This is a genomic window from Hydrocarboniphaga sp. FW305-C-57, assembly GCF_058783045.1.
Genome location: NZ_JBYSYG010000008.1, coordinates 188,341 through 205,497, shown reverse-complemented (window position 1 = coordinate 205,497; position 17,157 = coordinate 188,341). Strand labels below are relative to the sequence as shown.

The window sequence follows — 17,157 nt, the reverse complement described above, 5'->3', positions numbered from 1 at the left end:
CTGCCTCCAGTGAAAGCCTTCCTGGTCACCCTGGGCGTTCTGCTCGTGCTGGCGGCGGCTGCCGCCGGCTGGGCCTGGCGCACCTACGGGCCCTGGAATGAGTGGGAACACTACGCCGCTCACTTCATCCAGCCGGACGGCCGGGTGGTCGACATCACCGCCGGCTCGCGCAGCACCTCGGAGGGGCAGGCCTACTCGCTGTTCTTTTCACTCGTGGCCAACGACCAGGCGCGCTTCGAAAAGATTCTGCTGTGGACGCAGGACAACCTTGCCGATGGCGATTTCGCCAAGCGGCTGCCGGCCTGGCTCTGGGGCCAGAAGCCGGACGGCAGCTGGGGCATCATCGACGACAACTCGGCCAGCGATGCGGACATCTGGCTCGCCTACACGCTGCTCGAAGCCGGCCGGCTCTGGAACAAGGCGCGCTATACCGAGACGGGCCGGCTCATCCTGGGCCTGGTCAAGAGCCAGGAGATCAAGCCGGTCGGTGACTGGGGCGCGCTGCTGCTGCCGGCTCCGCGTGGCTTCGAACTCGAAGGCGGGCGCTTCAAGCTCAACCCGAGCTACTACGTGCGCTTCCAGTTCGAGGCGCTCGCCCGCGCCGATCCGCAGGGGCCGTGGCGCGAGGTGGGCGGCAACATCGAACGCGTGCTGGCCGTGGCGATGAGCAAGGGGCTGGCGCCCGACTGGTTCATCGTCGACGGGCAGAACCAGGTCTATCCGGATAGCAGCAACCCCAACGTCGGCAGCTACGACGCGATCCGCGTGTATCTGTGGGCCGCGCTGTCGGCGGCATCCGACCCCGGCGCCGCCAGGCGCGTCGGCGATTACGCCCGGCTCGTCGACGGGCTCGGCTACGCACCCGAGTTCGTCGACGTGCAGACCGCCGAGGTCCGCGGCGGCCAGCCGATCGGTTTCAGCGCCGCCGTATTGCCCTACCTCGATCAACTGGGAGAGGATAGGGCGCTGAAAAAGCAGGAAAAAAGAATCAGTGAACAGCGCGTCGCGGGGCTGCTGGGACAGCCGGCGCATTACTACGATCAGGTGCTGGCCCTGTTTGGTGAGGGAGCACACACGCGACGCTTTCGGTTCGAAGCCGATGGGCGTGTGACGGTTAGATGGGAAAGCCTATGGGTGGGATTGTGAGCACGTCCGCAGCGGCCCGCGCCGCGTTATTCGCCACGGCCCTGTGGGCCGTGCCGACCTTGGCGCTGGCGCAGGCCTCGACCGACCAGCTGGCCGTCCAGGCCAAGTACTGGGAGGACAAGGGGCGCTATGACCTGGCCAAGGACTCCTGGCTCAAACTGTTGCGCGTGAGTCCGAACAGCCCGACGGCGCTGTCGGGCCTGGCGCTCGCCGAGGCCAAGAGCAATCGTGCGGCGGCGGCGCAGGTCTATCTCGACCGTCTGCGCGAAACGCAGCCGAATTCGCCGGACATCCGCAAGATCGAAGACGCCATTCGCAGCGGCTCCTACGACCAGAGCAAACTCGAGGCTCCACGCACGCTGGCCCGCCAGGGCAAGTTCGACGAGGCCGTGGCCGGCTACAAGCAGGCCTTCGGCGGTCAGGTTCCGGACGGCCGCCTGGGCCTGGAGTACTACCAGACGCTCGCGGGCGCCAAGGACGGCTGGGAGCCGGCGCGGCAGGGCATCGCCCGGCTCGCGGCCGCCAACCCGGGTGAGCCGATCTACCAGCTCGCGCTGGCCCAGCATCTGACCTATCGCGAGGAGACGCGCCGCGAAGGCATCGCCAAGCTCGCCGAGCTCTCGCGCGGCGAATCGGGCGTGGCGGTTCCGGCCCAGCAGGCCTGGCGCCAGGCGCTGATCTGGCTCGGCGCCAAGCCCGGCGAAGAAAAGCTCTACCAGGCCTATCTGGCCGATCATCAGGACGCCCAGGTTTCGGCCAAGCTCGAAACCCTGCGCAGCAACCGGGCGGCCGCCGCGCCCGCGACCTCGGGCTTCGTCGGCCCCGGCCAGGGCGGCTATCCGGGCCGCGTCGAACCGCGCGAGCCGACTGCCGAAGAACTGCGCGGCCAGGCGATCAAGCAGGCTTACGACAAGCTCAACGAGGGCGAACTGACCGAGGCCAATTCGCTGTTCGAAAGCCTCGTCGCCCAATACCCCGACAGCGACGATGCCCTCGGCGGGCTCGGCATCGTGCGCCTGCGCCAGGAGCGCTATGGCGAAGCGCGCGCGTATCTGCAGCAGGCCACGCAGATGGCGCCCAAGCGCGCGAGCCGCTGGACCGAAGCGCTGTCGAGCGCCCGCTTCTGGGAGCAGGTGCGCGGCGCCGCCGCGGCGCGCGAGGCCGGCGACACCGATCAGGCCGCGGCGATGCTGCGCGCCGCGATCGCCAGCGATCCGCAGATCGCGGCCAAGGAGCCCTCGGTCAAGGCCACGCTCGCCGACATCCTCGCCGAGGCCGGCGACGTCGAGCAGGCCGAGCGGCTTTATCGCGAAATTCTCGCGCAGAGCCCGAACGACGTCAGCGCCACGCGCGGTCTGGTCGGCGTGCTCGTCAAGCGCGGCCGCATCGGCGAGGCGCTGAACCTGGCCGAGCGGCTGCCGCAGGATCAGAAGGACGAACTCGGCAACCTCGGTTCGCTCAAGGGCCAGTACCTGCGCGACCAGGCCAAGCTCGCCACCGACGCGCACGACGACGCCCAGGCCGAGCAGCTGCTCAAGCAGGCGCTGCTCGAAGACCCCGAAAGCCCGTGGACGCGCCTGGACCTCTCGCGCATCTACCAGCGCCAGAAGCGCACGCGCGAGGCCAATACGCTGATCGACGGCCTGCTGACCGGTGGCAAGGCGATGCCCGAGGCCCTGCAGATCAAGGCCCTGCTGCTCGCCGAACAGGACAACTGGCTCGAAGGCCTGCAGACGCTCGAGCAGATTCCGTACGACAAGCGCACGCAGGCGATGGCCGATCTGCAGCGCCGCATGTGGGTGCGCTACCAGACCTCGCGTGCCAGCGTGCTGGCCCGCTACGGCCGTCCGCAGGACGCCGCCGCGATCCTCGCCGACGTCGAGCCCTATGCGCAGGATTCGCCGGAGCTGCTCGGCTCGATGGCGACCGCGCTGGCCGATGTCGGCCAGGACGGCCGCGCGCTCAACTACATCCGCCAGGCGCTGTCGCGGCAGTCGGCGCCCGATGTCGGCCTGCGGCTGCAGTACGCCGGCCTGCTGTTCAAGCTGCGCCAGGACGCCGAGTTCGAAGTGGTCATGGAAGAGCTCGTCAAGTACCGCGACCTGACCGAGCAGCAGTCGATGGATCTCGCCAACCTGCGCGTGGCCTATCGCCTGCGCCAGGCCGACCTCGTGCGCGAGGAGGGCAACCTGGCCCGCGCCTACGAGTACCTCGACCCGCTGCTCAAGGTGAACCCGAACGATCCGCGCCTGATCATGGCGCTGGCGCGCCTGTACACCGACGCCAAGGAGCACGAGCGCGCGGCCGAGCTGTATCGCCGGGCGCTTGCGATCGATCCGAACAACCTCGATGCCTACAAGGGCGCGGTCGGCGCGGCGCTGTCGCTGAACCAGATCGACGAGGCCCAGGCCATGCTCGACCAGGCGATCACGCTCGATCCGCAGAACCCGCGTCTCTACGCGCTGGCCGCCCGTGCGGCGCGGGCGCGCGGCGAGGACGGCCGCGCCCTGCAGCTCTACCAGCAGGCGCTCAAGCTCGACCAGGAGCGCGGCGGAGACAGCGAATTCGGCGGCGATGGCCGCTACACGCCGCAGCTCTACCTGCTCGATCCGACGACGAGCCCGGTCAACGCCCCGAGCTACGGCGGCGGCTATTCGAAGGCCGATCCGGTCGTCGCGCCGGCCGCGCCGAAGCTCGAAGTCGCCGCGCTGGCTCCGGCGCCCGGTTACAAGGCCGTCGCCGTGCGCGAACGGCCGGCTGCCGCGAAAACCCGGCGTGCCACGGCCGGCGCCGGCCAGCTCGTCGCGGTGGCGCTGGTGCCCGCGCACGCGCGCCCGCCTCCGGCCGCGGCCGCGGTGCCGAAGCCGGCGCCGAAAAAATCGGGCAAGCCTCGCCGCCAGCAGGGTGACTACGCGCTGGTGGCGATGCCGCGTTGGTGGAGCCAGGGACGCCTGATCAAGGTGTCGACCGAATCCGACTCGCGCCAGGTCGTGCAGCGCTCGCGCTACGGCGACGTGGTGCAGGTGCCGAGCACGCCGCCGGCCGGCAGCCCGGGCTGGGTGCAGACCGCGCCCGATCGCTACAGCTACACGATGCAGTCGCCGGGCAGCGGCGCCGTCAGCGTTCCGTACGGCCCGGTTCAGGGCAGCGCGCCGGTCCAGCAGGTCCAGCAGTACCCGCAGCAGGTTCCGAGCAGCGTGCCGAGCTACGTGCCGCGGCAGCTCGCTCCGAGCACCCAGCTCACCGTGCCGAGCAGAGCGCGCCCTCGCGAATCGTTTCGCGACGAGATGCTGCGCAACATGGACGAGATCAACGGCGTCCAGGCCCCCCAATACGTCGCTCCGCAGCAGGCTCCCGTGCAGTCTGTTCCGGACTATCCGCGTTATTCGCAGACCCCGGCCAGCGGCCCGCGCTACCCGGGCGCCGCCGCGCGTGCGCAGCAGGCGCAGCCGCCGCAGTCCTATCCGGTGCAGCCGGCGCCCGCGCAGACCTATGTGACCCCGGCCCCGACCGCGGTCTATTCGGCGCCGCCCGGCGTCGGTGCGACCGAGCAGGAATATCGCCAGCAGGGCCTGCGTGTGCTGCCGGGCCAGCCGCGCGAAGTCATCACCACGGCGCCGGTCTACACGCAGCCGAACTACGTGCAGCCGGCCCCGGCGCAGCAGCCGCTGCAGATCGCGCCGGCGCCGTCACCGATCTACCCGTCGGCCCAGCCGCTCTACGGCGTCAGCCAGCCGCCGCCGGGCCCGGTCGACCTGCGCTCCGACCCGGTGCTGTCGACGCCCGATTTCGTGCTCGAGCGCCGGCGCATGGCCGCCAATCCGCCCAACGAAGTGCTGCGCGAGATCGCCGACATCAACGCCAAGCGCACGGCCTGGGCCTCGTTCGGCCTCGGTGTGCGCAGCCGCGACGGCCAGTCCGGCCTCGACCGGCTGACCGACATCGAAACGCCGGTCGAATTCTCGGTCGCCGGCGTCAACGCCGGGCGCTTCCGCATCCGCGCGGTGCCGGTGTTCCTCGACGCCGGCAGCCTGTCGGGCCAGCAGGTGCCGCTGTTCGGCCAGGCCGCGCTTGCGACCGAAATTCCGGACGGCTACAGCCGCGCCCAGGACGAATCGGGCGTCGCCGTCGGCGCGGTGTATTCGATCGCCGATTTCACCGCCGACATCGGCAGCAGCCCGCTGGGCTTTCCGGTCGAAACCCTGGTCGGCGGCCTGAACTGGAGGCCGAGCCTCGGCGCCGTGAGCTTCAAGCTCGACCTGTCGCGCCGCTCGGTGACCGACAGCCTGCTGTCCTACGCGGGCGCGGTCGATCCGCTCACGGGCGACACCTGGGGCGGGGTGACCAAGACCGGCGGCCGTCTCGACATGGCCTACGACCTCGGCCAGTACGGCGTCTACGCCAACGGCAGCTACCACGTGCTCGACGGCGAGAACGTGGCGCGCAACAGCGTCTACGAGATCGGCGGTGGCTTCTATGTGCGCGCGCTCGACAGGCGCGACATGCGCGTGACCTGGGGCCTCAACGTCACCACCTTCTTCTACGACAAGAACCTGCGCCGCTTCACCTGGGGCCATGGCGGCTACTTCAGCCCGCAGAGCTATTTCGCGGTGGCGATTCCGGTGGAGTGGTCGGGCGGCCGCGGCCGCTTCTCGTACAAGCTCAACGCGGCGCTCGGCATCCAGTCGTTCAAGGAAGATGGCGCCGCCGCGTTCCCGAACGATTCGGCGCTGCAGGCGGCCTTGGAGCAGCGCATCATCGATGCGATCGACGAGAGCGAGGACGGCACCACCACGCTGGTCGCCGGCTATTCGGGTCAGAACTCGACCGGCATCGGCTTCAATTTCGGCGGCGCCTTCGAATACCTGATCGCGCCGAACCTCGCCGCCGGCGCCCGCTTCGGGCTCGACAACGCACGCGACTACGAAGAAGCCCAGGCCCTCGGCTACATCCGCTTCTACTTCTCCGGCCAGCGCTCGGCCTCCCGGCCGCCCAATTCGCTGCTGCCTTATTACGATTTCGGAGACCCGACGCTATGACGCGCCTGCTCATCGTCCTCGCCGCGCTCGGCACCGTGGCGGCCTGTGCCACCGACACGCTGAGTCCGCAGCCGACCTCGGCGACGCCGCCGCCGTTCCAGACCGGTCCTGGCGGCGCCTACGCCATCGGCGGCCCGGCCTACGCGCCGGACGGCTTCGACAGCAAGGGCCGCACGAACTTCGCCCAGGGCGACGTCGCCGCCGCCGAGGCGAGCTTCGGCCAGGCCGTAGACGTCAACCCGTTCGATCCGATCGCGCTGAACAACCTCGCGGTCACCAAGACCGAAGCCGGCCAGTTCCACGAGGCCTTGTCGCTGCTGCAACGCGCCGAGCGCCTGTCCCCGCAGAACACCGAGATCGCGGCCAACCTCGCGCGCCTGCGCAGCTGGAACCAGAACTACGCGATGCAGGACGGCAGCGTGCTCGGCCAGGCTGGCATCGACATGGGCACGTTCAAGAACCTGCCGCCCAAGCCGCCGGAACTCTGGGACACGCGCACCACGCGCTGAATAAGCTGCTGCGCTCGGCAGCTCGCACGAGGGCGGTGCTCGAAATCCTCACGTGCTGATGCACGCTCCGGTTTCTGTGCTCCGTCCTCGCACGACCTGCCATCGCTCACAACGCTTATTCGCAGAGCGCCTCTTTTCAGGGGCGTTGATCACGCTTCCAAGGCATCGAACAGCGCGAGATATTCCTTGGTCACGCGATGCGAGCCGTCGAGGAAGACCAGCGGCTTGTGCTTCTCGTGGCTTTCCTTGACCTTCACCGAGCTCGACAGCGTCTGCGCAAGCAGTGGCCGGCCTTCGGCCTTGAGCTCCTCGACGACGCGCGTCGGCAGGCTCGCGCGCGGCTGGAACTGGTTCACCACGATGCCCTCGATCGCCAGATCCTCGTTGTGATCGGCGCGAATCTCGTGGATGTTGTCGATCAGCGTATAGAGCGCCTGGCGCGAGAACTCGTCGCAGTCGAACGGGATCAGCACGCGGTCGGCGGCGATCAGCGCCGAGCGCGAATAGAAGTTCAGCGCGGGCGGGGTGTCGATGAACACCGCGTCGTAGCCCTTGATCTTCCTGAGCGCGTCGCGCAGCTTGTAGATCTTCTGCTTGGCCTCGAGCTTGACGATGAGCTCCTCGAGGCGCGGATCGGCGGCGACGACTTCGAGGTTGTCGAAGTTGGTTGCCGTCGCATAGCTCACGAACGGCGGCGACTGCAGCGAGAACGACAGCGTCGATTCGAAGAAATCGGCCACCGAGCGCTCGGCCTTCACGCCGCGACCGAGCAGGTATTGCGTCGAATTGCCCTGCGTGTCGAGGTCGACCACGAGCGTGCGCAGCCCGCGCGAGGCCGCGATGGCGGCCAGATTGCAAACGATGGTGGTCTTGCCCACACCGCCTTTCTGATTGAACACGACCCGCTTGATCATCGGCTTGTCTCTGAATATCCCTGTCGAACCATGGCGGAGCGCCAGCGGCCATGCCGCGTCACCTTAGTGGATCAGCGCGGCCGCAGGCACTGACTCCGCCGACACCTGCCGCGAAATTCAGAGCAGGGTCGATGCCACAATAGCGCATGCCCATTGCCTGAATGCGATCCACTTTAGATGAATACGCCGCAAGCCTTGCCCTGGGATGTCGCCGCTCCGTTCACGCAGAAAGTCCTCGTGGAGCCGCAGCATCTCGATCATTTCCAGCACACCAACAACGTGGTCTACCTGTCCTGGCTCGAGCAGGTGGCCTGGGGACATTCGCAGCAGCTCGGCCTGGGTTTCGCCGACTACGAGCGACTCGGCACCGGCTGCGTCGCACGCCGCCATGAGCTCGATTACCTGGCTGCGACCTTCGCGGGCGATACGCTGTGGCTCGCGACCTGGATCGCCGAGACCGACGCCAAGTTCACCATGTGGCGCGCCTACCAGGTGATTCGCGAGAGCGACCGCAAGACCGTACTGCGCGGGCGCACGCAATGGGTGTGCGTCGACATGAAGAGCGGCCGGCCCAAGCGCATGCCGCCCGAGTTCGTCAGCGCCTACCAGCCGGTGACCGCCTTGGCCGGCTGATCAGGCCGGCAGCCAGAGCAGGCGAGGGGCCTCGCCGAGCTTCGCGGTGACGATCGCGTTCTGGTAGAAGCGCGTGCCGAGTTCCATGATCCAGACGCGATCGGCGTCGGTGATCAGAAAGCCCGGCTCGTCGGGCCATTCCTGCGAAGGATCGACGTTGAGCGCCTGTATCCACTGGCCCGAGCGCGATTCGAGCTCGTAGCGCAGCTGGTTGAAGTAGAACAGGTTGAGTTCCGAGCGCGCGAGCTCGGAGCGCGGGTTGCACGGGGTGATGATGAACCACTCGTTCCTGAGCCCCGTTTCGGCCTGTATCAAGCGTTCGGCCTCGGCGTCGTATTCGCCGATGCGCAATGAAACGGTCCGCTGTTCCAGCATGACCTTGTATTCGGTCTTGCGGTAAACCGCTTCCCAGCGTTCACGCACCGATGTGTTCACGAATAGTCCGAAGTTTTTGAATCCTGAGTTCGCTACTGTACCGCAGCCTGCTCGAGCATCGCGGCGAACAGGCGACCCAGCTCGGGCAATTTGTCGTTGAGCCCATGATCGGAATCGAGCAGGTGCAGCGCCGCCTTGTTGCGCCGGGCGAAGCGCAGGCCGCGTTCGTACGGAACGATCTCGTCTCCCCAGCCATGCACCACCGTGCAGAGTCGCGGAATACCCGTGGGCTCCCGATCCCAGCCCGGAAAGTACAGCGCCGGGGCCAGCAGCATCAGTGCGGTGGGACGCAGTGTCTCGCAGGCCATCGCCGACACGTAGCCGCCCATGCTAGACCCTACGAGGACGAGACAGCGGGCCTTCGGCTCGAGATCGATCAACTGGGCCACGCGCACGTCGGGATCGGCGGACTGACTATAATCCGGGCTCATCACGTCGAAGCCCTGTTCGCGTGCGATCGCAGCAAGATGCGTGATCTTGATGCCCCACGGGCCGCTTTCCTTGCCGTGTGCGAAACAGACGAGCTTGTCGGGAGTCATCGTGTGACCGAGAACCGCGGAGAAGGAGCCACATGATAGCCAAGGCACGCGATCCCTCAGGTCGCCGCTCCGGACGCCGCTCGCGCGAGCCCGTCGACATCCGGCTGACCGTCGCCTTCCGCTTCGGCGATCAGCCCGGCGAGCGGGTCACGGTGATGGACGATCGCCACATTCCCTTCGTCGGCAGCTTGTTCGAGTCGCGCGACCAGATCCTGCGGGGCTTCACGCGCCTGCTCATCAAGGCCGGAGCGCAGCAGCCCAAGGTCGCGCGCGAGCTCCTGCCCTTGCTCAAGCTGCTGCGGCCGGCCCAGCGCCGCGAACGAAAAAAGAATCCGTCCAAACGATGAAGAAGTTCCTGATGATCTTCGACGCCGCGCTCGGTGCGCTATGCCTGACCCTGGGCATCGTGCAGGGCGTGGTCTGCATCCTGTATTCGTTCGTGCTCGATCTGTCGCCTTCGCTGCGCGGCCAGATGCCGATGCTGCTCGCCAGCACGCTGATCTTCACGATCGTGGGCCTGATGTTCCTGGCCGGCTTCGTGGGTTTCTGGCGCCGCTGGAACTGGGCCTGGGGATTGCAGGCCTGCCTGCTGGTCGCCGCGGTACCGGCCGCGCTGAGCCTGTACCGGATTCTGACCCAGGCCTAGCTTCCGATTTCGTTCTTCGAGGAGATTCACCATGTCCATGCAACTGGCGACACCGAGGCAGTGGGAGTGGTCCGCCATCGTGCCGCTGATCACGGGCCTTTACGCGATCGCGAGCCACGATCACCTGCTCTGGTGGCTGTTCGCCGGCGTGCCCGGCGTGCTCGTACTGGCCTCGGCGGTGGCGATGCTGATGATGCCGGGCGATCCGCGCGTGACCGCGTACATGGGCCTGGGCTCGGCGCTCGGTGCGCTGCTGAGCGTTCCGCTGGTCGTCGCCGAAGGCTTCGCGCCCGCGCTGGTCGCGGCGCTGCTGTTCGCGGGGTCTTTCCTCGTCGCCGGTCGTGTCGGCTTGCGCAACGAGCCGGTCTACGAAGGCGCAGCCGACCTGCACCTGGACTGGAAGATGAGCTTCAAGGCCGGCATGGACGAGGCCGTGCTCGGCTACTTCCTGGCCTCGGCATCGGTGCCGAGCGGCGACGAGGCGGCGCGCATGAGCGACGAGGCCGTCAAGCTCGAGAAGATGCTCGACGACGGCGGCTGGCAGGCACGGCCCGAAACCTTCCACAAGGAGCCGCCGCCGCCCGAGCGCGTGCAAAGCCACAACGCGCGCATCTACGGCTTCGAGTACGAGCGCGTGAGCTTCGACAGCGGCTTTTCGCTGCCGCCCGATCTGCCCGGCGCGCAGACCTGGCTCGGCCACGAGAGCAACAGCCGCTGCGTCGCCAACGTGCTACGCCATCCGGGCGCCCCGCGGCCGTGGATCATGTGCATCCACGGCTACCGCATGGGCGTGCCGATGATGGATTTCTCGCTGTTCTCGCCGGGTTATCTGCATCACCACCTCGGCCTCAACGTGATCATGCCGACGCTGCCGCTGCACGGCACGCGCAAGATCGGCCTGCGCACGGGCGATCACTATCTCGATGGCGACCTGCTCGATCTACTCTACGCCGAGTCGCAGGCGCTGTGGGACCTGCGCCGCTGGCTGGCCTGGCTGCGCAGCATGGAAGAAGGCATCAGCATCGGCGTCTACGGCATCAGCCTCGGCGGCTACAACGCGAGCCTGCTCGCGGGCTATGACGACAAGCTCGATTTCGTCATCGCCGGCGTTCCGCTGGTCGATCTGGCGACCGGCCTGTGGCGCTACGTGCCGCCGATGCACCAGCGCTATCTGTGCTGGCGCGGGCTCGATCAGCAGCGCTACCAGGACATCCTGCACATCGTCTCGCCGCTCGTGCAGAAGCCCAAGCTCGATGCGCGCAACCTGCACATCTTCGCGGCCACTGGTGATCGCATCGTCGCACCGCGCCATCCGGTCATGCTGTCGCGGCACTGGGGCGTTCCGGTCACCTGGTATCAGGGCTCGCACCTGTCGATCCGCCGCGAACAGACGCCGAAACTGGTGATCGAAGAAGCCATGAACCGCGCGGGCTGGCGTGCCGGCGCCTACGCAGCCGTCTGATCCGGACGACATCAATCCTTCACAGGTCTTTCCCATGAAATCCGTCTGCATCAGCGGCACCGGGCTGTTCACGCCGTCCGAATCCATCTCCAACGACGAACTCGTCGCTTCGTACAACGCCTACGTCGAGGCGCACAACACGCGCGAGGCCGAGGCGATCGCGGCTGGAACCATGCAGCCGCTCGCGGCTTCGAGCAGCGAATTCATCGAAAAGGCTTCGGGCATCAAATCGCGCTACGTGCTCAACAAATCGGGCGTGCTCGACATCGAGCGCATGCGTCCGAGCCTGCCGCTGCGCAGCAACGACGAGCCTTCGCTGATGGTCGAGATGGGCCTCGCGGCCGCGCGCCAGGCGCTGGCCGCCGCGGGCCGCAAGCCCGAGGACGTCGACTGCGTGCTGATGGCCTGCTCGAACATGCAGCGCGGCTATCCGGCGATGGCGGTCGAGCTGCAGACCGCGCTCGGTGCGCGCGGCTTCGGCTTCGATATGAACGTGGCCTGCGCCTCGGCCGCGTTCGGCGTGCAGACCGCCGTCGACGCGGTGCGCAACGGCAGCGCCAGGTGCGCGCTCGTGGTCAGCGCGGAAATCTGCTCGGGCCATCTGAACTGGCGCAATCGCGACTGCCATTTCATCTTCGGCGACGCCGCCACCGCGATTGTGATCGAGCCGGTCGAGTCGTCGGTATCGAAACAGCGCTTCGAGATTCTCGGCACGCGCCTGCAGACGCAGTTCTCGAACAACATCCGCAACAACTTCGGTTTCTTGAACTCCGCCGAAGAAACGCAGCGCAGCTGGGACGACGTGCTGTTCCGCCAGGAAGGGCGCAAGGTGTTCAAGGAAGTGGTGCCGATGGTGGCCGAGCTGATCGGCTCGCACCTGGCCGATTTGCAGATCGAGCCCGAAGCGGTCAAGCGCTACTGGCTGCACCAGGCCAACCTGTCGATGAACGAGTTCATCGTGCGCAAGCTGCTCGGCCGCGACGCCGACCGCACCGAGGCGCCGGTAATTCTCGACGAGTACGCGAACACGAGCTCGGCCGGCTCGGTGATCGCCTTCCACAAGTATCAGCAGGATTTCGCGCCGGGCGACATCGGTGTGCTGAGCGCCTTCGGCGCCGGTTATTCGGCCGGGTCGGTGGTCATGCGGCGCATTTGAGCGCGCACCGCGTCGGCGAGTTCGGGCGAGAGCATCACGAGGTTGACGGTCGAGGCGTAGATGCGCTGCCGCTGCCTCAAGGCATCGATGAGCTCGCGGTCGCGCTCGTGATGCAGCACGACGAAATCGCGCGCTTCCCGCCAACGCTCCTCGATGAGGCGAAACGCGCGAAACGCCGAGCCCTTGGGCCGTTGCAGCGACTCGTCGAGTTCACGCAGGGAGCGCCAGCGATCAGCTGAAAGAAGATCGTCCACGAGGAGGTGTTTGTGAGTAGCGGTCTGGATGAAGGCGAAGCCACTATGCCACGCGAGCCGGACGAATCGGATTCGCGCGCGAGCGCCGGGCTCGCCGGCTGGGAGCGCCGGTTGCGCGCCGCGCTGGCTGGAACCAGCGAGCAGGATCGCGCGTTCTCGCACCGGGAGCTGCCGCCGCAGGCCGCAGAGCTGCTGACGCCCGAATGGATCGCCGCGCTGCGCCCGGCCGCCGTGCTCGTGCCGATCATCGCGCACGAGCGCGAACCCAGCGTGCTGCTGACGCGTCGCTCCGAACTCATGCGCAATCACTCGGGGCAGATCGCGTTTCCGGGCGGGCGTCGCGATCCTCCCGATGTTTCCACCGCCGACAACGCGCTGCGCGAAGCCGAAGAGGAAATCGGCCTCGGCCGCGAGCATGTCGAAGTCATCGGCTATCTCGACGACATTCCGACCATCTCGCTGTTCAGGGTCACGCCGGTGGTCGGCATCATCCGCAAGCTGCCCGAGCTGCGTCTCGACGCGATCGAAGTCGCCTCCGTGTTCGAAGTGCCGTTGTCGTGGCTGCTCGATCCGGCGAACTACGTGTCGAAGACGCTCGATCGCGGCGGCGTCGAAGTGCCATTCCTCGAAGTCGCCTACGGCGAGTACGCGATCTGGGGCGCCACGGCCGCGATGCTGCGCAACCTCTGCCGCAAGGTCGTCGGCGCATGAGCGAGCTGCTGACGATCGCGGCGAAGCTGCAGGAAGACGCGGCGCGCGAAGGCTTCGACTGGAACGAGCTCGATCCGCTCTGGGACAAGATCGCGGAAGAGCTCGGCGAGTTGCGCGAAACCGTCGACCAGAGCCTCGAGCGCCGGCAGGACGAACTCGGCGACCTGCTGTTCGTCGTCGTCAATCTCGCGCGTCATCTGGGCGTCGATCCGGCCGCCGCGCTGGCCGGTGCCAATGCGAAATTCAATCGTCGCTACGGGTACGTGATGCAGCACGCGCAGACGCTGCCCGCCCTCGGCGATCCGCGGCGTCTCGATGCGATGGAAGCGCTCTGGCAGCAGGCCAAGAAGCTCGGGCTGTAAACGCCGTCATCGCGGCTGTCACCGGGCCGACACGGCGGGGCGCGAGGCAGTCGCGATAGACTGCGCGCCTCGTCGGAGACGTTCATGACCCAGACTCGCATCGCCATTCTCGGAGCCGCCGGCCGCATGGGCCGGGCGCTGCTCGAAGCTGTTCCGAATCATTCCAGCCTGCGCCTCGGCGCCGCCTTCGACCGGGCCGATGCACCCGGCATCGGCCAGCCGATCGCCGACGGCGTGAAGCTGTCCGCCGATCCGCGCGCAGCCGTCGCCGATTACGACGTGCTGATCGATTTCACGCGCCCCGAAGGCACGCTCGGTGCGCTCGAGACCTGCCTCGCGAGCGGCAAGGGCATGGTGATCGGCACCACCGGTTTTTCGGCCGATCAGCGCGCGCTGATCGAAGCCGCGTCCAAGCGCATTCCGATCTGCCTGTCGGGCAATTTCAGCATCGGCGTGAATCTGTGTCTGGCGCTCGTCGAACATGCGGCGCGCGTGCTCGGCGAGACGGTGGATATCGAGATCGTCGAGGCGCATCACCGGCACAAGGTCGATGCGCCGAGCGGCACCGCGCTGATGCTCGGCGAGGCGGCGGCGCGCGGCGTCGGCCGTTCGCTGCGCGAGCACGCGGTGTATGCGCGCGAAGGCCACACCGGCGCGCGCACGCGCACCGACATCGGCTTCGCGACGATCCGCGGCGGCGACGTCGTCGGTGATCACACGGTGATGTTCCTCGGCGACGGCGAACGCGTGGAGATCGCGCACAAGGCCAGCAACCGCGCCAATTTCTCGAATGGTGCGCTGCGCGCGGCGCACTGGCTGCAGGGCAAGGCGCCCGGGCTGTATTCGATGAAGGATGTCCTGGCGTAAAACCTGCGGAGCCGACGGCATGAACCTTCGAATCACCATTTTCTCCGCCGTCCTGCTCCTGCCTGGCTTTTCCGCGCAGGCCGCCGACGATCTGCGCGCCGAAGTCGATCGGCTCACGACTCAGCTGCAACCGACGCTGGTCGAGAACCGCCGCTGGTTCCACGAGCATCCGGAGCTGTCGAACCGCGAGACCAACACCGCGGCCTACGTCGCCAAGAAACTGCGCAAGCTCGGCCTCTCGGTGCAGACGGGCGTCGCCAACACCGGCGTCGTCGCCGTGCTGCAGGGCGGCAAGCCCGGCCCGGTGATCGCGCTGCGCGCCGACATGGACGGCCTGCCGGTGGTCGAGGACGTCGATCTGCCGTTCAAATCCAAGGTAAAGGGCAGCTTCGACGGCAAGGACGTCGGCGTCATGCACGCCTGCGGGCACGACAGCCACATGGCGGTGCTGCTCGGCGTCGCCGAGGTCGCGACCAAGCTCAAGGCCGACTGGCCCGGTACGCTCAAGCTGATCTTCCAGCCCGCCGAGGAAGGCGCGCCCGAGGGCGAGCATGGCGGTGCCGAGCTCATGGTCAAGCAGGGCGTGCTCAGCCAGGCGCCGAAGCCCGAAGTGATCTTCGGCCTGCACGTGTTCTCGCAGTGGGATGCCGACCAGCTCGCGATCCGATCGGGCGGGGCGATGGCGAGTTCGGACGACCTGACCATCACCGTGCGCGGCAAGCAGACCCACGGCGCGCGGCCCTGGGCCGGCATCGATCCGATCGCGGTCAGCGCGCAGATCATCGACGGCCTGCAGACGATCGCGAGCCGGCAGATGGACATCAGCCAGGCGCCCGTCATCGTGACGATCGGCAAGATCGAGGGCGGGGTGCGCGGCAACATCATCCCGGATCAGGTGGTCATGAAGGGCACGCTGCGCGCGCTCGACACCGGCATGCAGCAGGAGCTGCACGAGCGCGTAAAGCGCACGGCCGGCAAGATCGCCGAAAGCGCCGGTGCGAGCGCGACGGTCGAGATCGGGGCGGGCCATGCGTATCCGGTCACCTTCAACGACCCCAAGCTGACCGCGCGCATGCTGCCGACGCTGAGCCGCGTGGCTGGCGAAGGCAAGGTGCTCGACGTGCCGCCGATGCTCGGGGCCGAGGATTTCTCGTTCTTCCAGCAGCAGATTCCGGGCCTGTTCGTGTTCATCGGCGGGCGCACGCCCGGAACGCCCGCCGAGGACTGGCCGGCGAACCATTCGCCGCGCTTCCATCTCGACGAGGCCATGCTGCCGCTCGGCGTGCGCACGCTCGCCAACCTCGCGCTCGACTACGCCGCCGGGCCGGGCGGCTAGGGCGCGAGCGATGACTCCGGCTGAGCCCCGCAAAGGTCGCGGCGCCGGCTCGAACCCGGAAGGACGCTTCGAGTCGTTGCGCCGCGAGGTCTTCGACGATGGCTGGGATCTGCCCGTCGAGCCGCTGCCCGCGTTCAGGACCGAGGTGCGCGAGGAGCGCGCCAGGTCGATCATCAGCCGCAACGATTCGCCCGACATCGGTTTCGAGCAGTCGATCAACCCGTATCGCGGTTGCGAGCACGGCTGCATCTACTGCTTCGCCCGGCCCACGCATTCCTACCTGAACCTGTCTCCGGGCCTCGATTTCGAGACCAAGCTGTTCTACAAAGGCAATGCGCCGGAGCTGCTCGACGCCGAGCTGCGCCGGCCGCGCTACGAGCCCAAGATCATCGTGCTCGGGGTCAATACCGACTGCTACCAGCCGATCGAGCGCGAGCACCGCATCACCCGGCGGCTGCTCGAAACGCTGCTCGAGTTCCGGCACCCGGTCGGCATCATCACCAAGGGCGCGACGATCGAGCGCGATCTCGATCTGCTCGCCGAAATGGCGAAACTGCGGCTCGTCCACGTCGGCATCACGCTCGTGAGCCTGCGCGACGAGCTCAAGCGCGACCTCGAGCCGCGCGCGAGCTCGGCCGCCGCGAGGCTGCGCATCATGCGCAAGCTGGCCGGGATCGGCGTTCCGGTTCGGGTGATGTTCTCACCGGTGATTCCGTTCGTGAACGATCACGAGATGGACCGCGTGCTCGAGCTGTCGGCCGAAGCCGGCGCCCGCCACGCGAGCTACACCATGCTGCGCCTGCCCTGGGAGGTGAAGGACCTGTTCCGCGAGTGGCTGGCCCAGCGCTATCCGCTCAAGGCCGAGCACGTCATGAGCCTGGTTCGGCAGATGCGAGGTGGCAAGGATTACGTGGCCGAATTCGGGACGCGCATGCGCGGGCAGGGGCAGTACGCCGAACTGACCGCCCAGCGCTTCCGGCTGGCCTGCAAGCGCTACGGGCTCAACGCCGGTCGGGACGCGACGGTCGAGCTCGACTTCAGCCAGTTCCGTGTTCCCGGAGCGGGCGGTCAGATGTCGCTGCTCTGAATCCGGCTGTCGTTCGCGCTGCTGAAAGTTTTTTGCCGACAAGGGCTTGGCTGTCGCCCTG

The 17,157-nt window shown here is 67.6% G+C and carries 17 protein-coding genes; 13 read left to right on the top strand and 4 right to left on the bottom strand.

Going from position 1 to position 17,157, the window contains the following annotated elements:
• The first annotated feature begins 9 nt into the window (after positions 1 to 9).
• The 3 genes from bcsZ to AC3WUM_RS17230 are packed head-to-tail and all read left to right on the top strand — an operon-like array spanning position 10 to position 6,694.
• Positions 10 to 1,146, top strand: a complete 1,137-nt coding sequence (bcsZ, locus tag AC3WUM_RS17240; protein WP_492411677.1) for a cellulose synthase complex periplasmic endoglucanase BcsZ — start codon at positions 10 to 12, stop codon at positions 1,144 to 1,146.
• Entirely contained in the window at positions 1,143 to 6,185 is a 5,043-nt protein-coding gene (locus AC3WUM_RS17235) for a cellulose synthase subunit BcsC-related outer membrane protein (protein ID WP_492411675.1), read from the top strand. The genes bcsZ and AC3WUM_RS17235 overlap by 4 nt, the downstream gene beginning before the upstream one ends.
• Positions 6,182 to 6,694, top strand: coding sequence for a tetratricopeptide repeat protein (locus AC3WUM_RS17230; RefSeq protein WP_492411674.1), 513 nt, complete (start codon positions 6,182 to 6,184; stop codon positions 6,692 to 6,694). Before AC3WUM_RS17235 ends, AC3WUM_RS17230 begins: the two co-directional genes overlap by 4 nt.
• A 149-nt stretch (positions 6,695 to 6,843) precedes the next feature.
• Here AC3WUM_RS17230 and AC3WUM_RS17225 read toward each other — a convergent pair whose 3' ends face one another.
• The gene (locus AC3WUM_RS17225) at positions 6,844 to 7,605 is read right to left on the bottom strand and encodes a ParA family protein (protein ID WP_492411723.1); all 762 of its coding nucleotides are present in this window, start codon (positions 7,603 to 7,605) and stop codon (positions 6,844 to 6,846) included.
• Between the two features lie 180 nt (positions 7,606 to 7,785).
• On the opposite strand from AC3WUM_RS17225, the gene AC3WUM_RS17220 reads away from it, so the two are divergent.
• On the top strand, positions 7,786 to 8,241 hold the full coding sequence (locus tag AC3WUM_RS17220; protein WP_492411672.1) for an acyl-CoA thioesterase: 456 nt from the start codon (positions 7,786 to 7,788) through the stop codon (positions 8,239 to 8,241).
• Here the strand turns inward: AC3WUM_RS17220 and AC3WUM_RS17215 are convergent, their stop codons facing one another.
• Both AC3WUM_RS17215 and AC3WUM_RS17210 read right to left on the bottom strand, forming a co-directional pair.
• Positions 8,242 to 8,676 (bottom strand): DUF3293 domain-containing protein, encoded by a 435-nt coding sequence (locus AC3WUM_RS17215; protein ID WP_492411671.1) that lies wholly within the window; start codon positions 8,674 to 8,676, stop codon positions 8,242 to 8,244.
• A gap of 32 nt (positions 8,677 to 8,708) precedes the next feature.
• The gene (locus AC3WUM_RS17210; protein ID WP_492411669.1) at positions 8,709 to 9,215 is read right to left on the bottom strand and encodes a YqiA/YcfP family alpha/beta fold hydrolase; all 507 of its coding nucleotides are present in this window, start codon (positions 9,213 to 9,215) and stop codon (positions 8,709 to 8,711) included.
• Between the two features lie 32 nt (positions 9,216 to 9,247).
• On the opposite strand from AC3WUM_RS17210, the gene AC3WUM_RS17205 reads away from it, so the two are divergent.
• Genes AC3WUM_RS17205 through AC3WUM_RS17190 form a run of 4 tightly spaced genes read left to right on the top strand, consistent with a single transcriptional unit; the run spans position 9,248 to position 12,479 of the window.
• Positions 9,248 to 9,562 (top strand): hypothetical protein, encoded by a 315-nt coding sequence (locus AC3WUM_RS17205; protein WP_492411668.1) that lies wholly within the window; start codon positions 9,248 to 9,250, stop codon positions 9,560 to 9,562.
• Entirely contained in the window at positions 9,559 to 9,861 is a 303-nt protein-coding gene (locus AC3WUM_RS17200; protein WP_492411667.1) for a hypothetical protein, read from the top strand. The genes AC3WUM_RS17205 and AC3WUM_RS17200 overlap by 4 nt, the downstream gene beginning before the upstream one ends.
• Positions 9,862 to 9,892: 31 nt before the next feature.
• Positions 9,893 to 11,323: an alpha/beta hydrolase family protein gene (locus AC3WUM_RS17195; RefSeq protein ID WP_492411665.1), complete on the top strand. Its 1,431-nt coding sequence runs from the start codon at positions 9,893 to 9,895 to the stop codon at positions 11,321 to 11,323.
• A 34-nt stretch (positions 11,324 to 11,357) separates the two neighbouring features.
• Positions 11,358 to 12,479, top strand: a complete 1,122-nt coding sequence (locus AC3WUM_RS17190; RefSeq protein ID WP_492411663.1) for a beta-ketoacyl-ACP synthase III — start codon at positions 11,358 to 11,360, stop codon at positions 12,477 to 12,479.
• On the opposite strand, the gene AC3WUM_RS17185 is transcribed toward AC3WUM_RS17190, so the two are convergent.
• Positions 12,443 to 12,733 carry a hypothetical protein gene (locus AC3WUM_RS17185; protein ID WP_492411662.1) on the bottom strand — a complete coding sequence of 97 codons (291 nt, stop codon included), beginning with the start codon at positions 12,731 to 12,733 and terminating at the stop codon, positions 12,443 to 12,445. The two genes, AC3WUM_RS17190 and AC3WUM_RS17185, sit on opposite strands and share 37 nt — an antisense overlap.
• A 12-nt stretch (positions 12,734 to 12,745) precedes the next feature.
• Here AC3WUM_RS17185 and AC3WUM_RS17180 point away from each other — a divergent pair, with 12 nt between their 5' ends.
• The 5 genes from AC3WUM_RS17180 (at position 12,746) to AC3WUM_RS17160 (ending at position 17,096) form a co-directional block, all read left to right on the top strand.
• The gene (locus AC3WUM_RS17180; protein WP_492411660.1) at positions 12,746 to 13,444 is read left to right on the top strand and encodes a CoA pyrophosphatase; all 699 of its coding nucleotides are present in this window, start codon (positions 12,746 to 12,748) and stop codon (positions 13,442 to 13,444) included.
• A complete protein-coding gene (locus tag AC3WUM_RS17175) occupies positions 13,441 to 13,806 on the top strand; it encodes a MazG nucleotide pyrophosphohydrolase domain-containing protein (protein ID WP_492411659.1) in 366 nt (121 codons plus the stop codon). The genes AC3WUM_RS17180 and AC3WUM_RS17175 overlap by 4 nt, the downstream gene beginning before the upstream one ends.
• An 84-nt stretch (positions 13,807 to 13,890) precedes the next feature.
• Positions 13,891 to 14,673, top strand: a complete 783-nt coding sequence (dapB, locus tag AC3WUM_RS17170) for a 4-hydroxy-tetrahydrodipicolinate reductase (protein ID WP_492411657.1) — start codon at positions 13,891 to 13,893, stop codon at positions 14,671 to 14,673.
• 19 nt (positions 14,674 to 14,692) lie between these two features.
• The gene (locus tag AC3WUM_RS17165) at positions 14,693 to 16,009 is read left to right on the top strand and encodes an amidohydrolase (RefSeq protein ID WP_492411655.1); all 1,317 of its coding nucleotides are present in this window, start codon (positions 14,693 to 14,695) and stop codon (positions 16,007 to 16,009) included.
• A gap of 10 nt (positions 16,010 to 16,019) precedes the next feature.
• Positions 16,020 to 17,096, top strand: a complete 1,077-nt coding sequence (locus tag AC3WUM_RS17160; protein WP_492411653.1) for a PA0069 family radical SAM protein — start codon at positions 16,020 to 16,022, stop codon at positions 17,094 to 17,096.
• The last annotated feature ends 61 nt before the right edge of the window (positions 17,097 to 17,157 follow it).

What these genes read in the sequence shown, in the direction of transcription:
- AC3WUM_RS17230 (WP_492411674.1), top strand. Translation starts at nt 6,182, where the DNA reads ATGACGCGCCTGCTCATCGTCCTCGCCGCGCTCGGCACCGTGGCGGCC.
- AC3WUM_RS17220 (WP_492411672.1), top strand. Translation starts at nt 7,786, where the DNA reads ATGAATACGCCGCAAGCCTTGCCCTGGGATGTCGCCGCTCCGTTCACG.
- AC3WUM_RS17210 (WP_492411669.1), bottom strand. Translation starts at nt 9,215, where the DNA reads ATGACTCCCGACAAGCTCGTCTGTTTCGCACACGGCAAGGAAAGCGGC.
- AC3WUM_RS17205 (WP_492411668.1), top strand. Translation starts at nt 9,248, where the DNA reads ATGATAGCCAAGGCACGCGATCCCTCAGGTCGCCGCTCCGGACGCCGC.
- AC3WUM_RS17200 (WP_492411667.1), top strand. Translation starts at nt 9,559, where the DNA reads ATGAAGAAGTTCCTGATGATCTTCGACGCCGCGCTCGGTGCGCTATGC.
- AC3WUM_RS17195 (WP_492411665.1), top strand. Translation starts at nt 9,893, where the DNA reads ATGTCCATGCAACTGGCGACACCGAGGCAGTGGGAGTGGTCCGCCATC.
- AC3WUM_RS17190 (WP_492411663.1), top strand. Translation starts at nt 11,358, where the DNA reads ATGAAATCCGTCTGCATCAGCGGCACCGGGCTGTTCACGCCGTCCGAA.
- AC3WUM_RS17175 (WP_492411659.1), top strand. Translation starts at nt 13,441, where the DNA reads ATGAGCGAGCTGCTGACGATCGCGGCGAAGCTGCAGGAAGACGCGGCG.
- dapB (WP_492411657.1), top strand. Translation starts at nt 13,891, where the DNA reads ATGACCCAGACTCGCATCGCCATTCTCGGAGCCGCCGGCCGCATGGGC.
- AC3WUM_RS17165 (WP_492411655.1), top strand. Translation starts at nt 14,693, where the DNA reads ATGAACCTTCGAATCACCATTTTCTCCGCCGTCCTGCTCCTGCCTGGC.
- AC3WUM_RS17160 (WP_492411653.1), top strand. Translation starts at nt 16,020, where the DNA reads ATGACTCCGGCTGAGCCCCGCAAAGGTCGCGGCGCCGGCTCGAACCCG.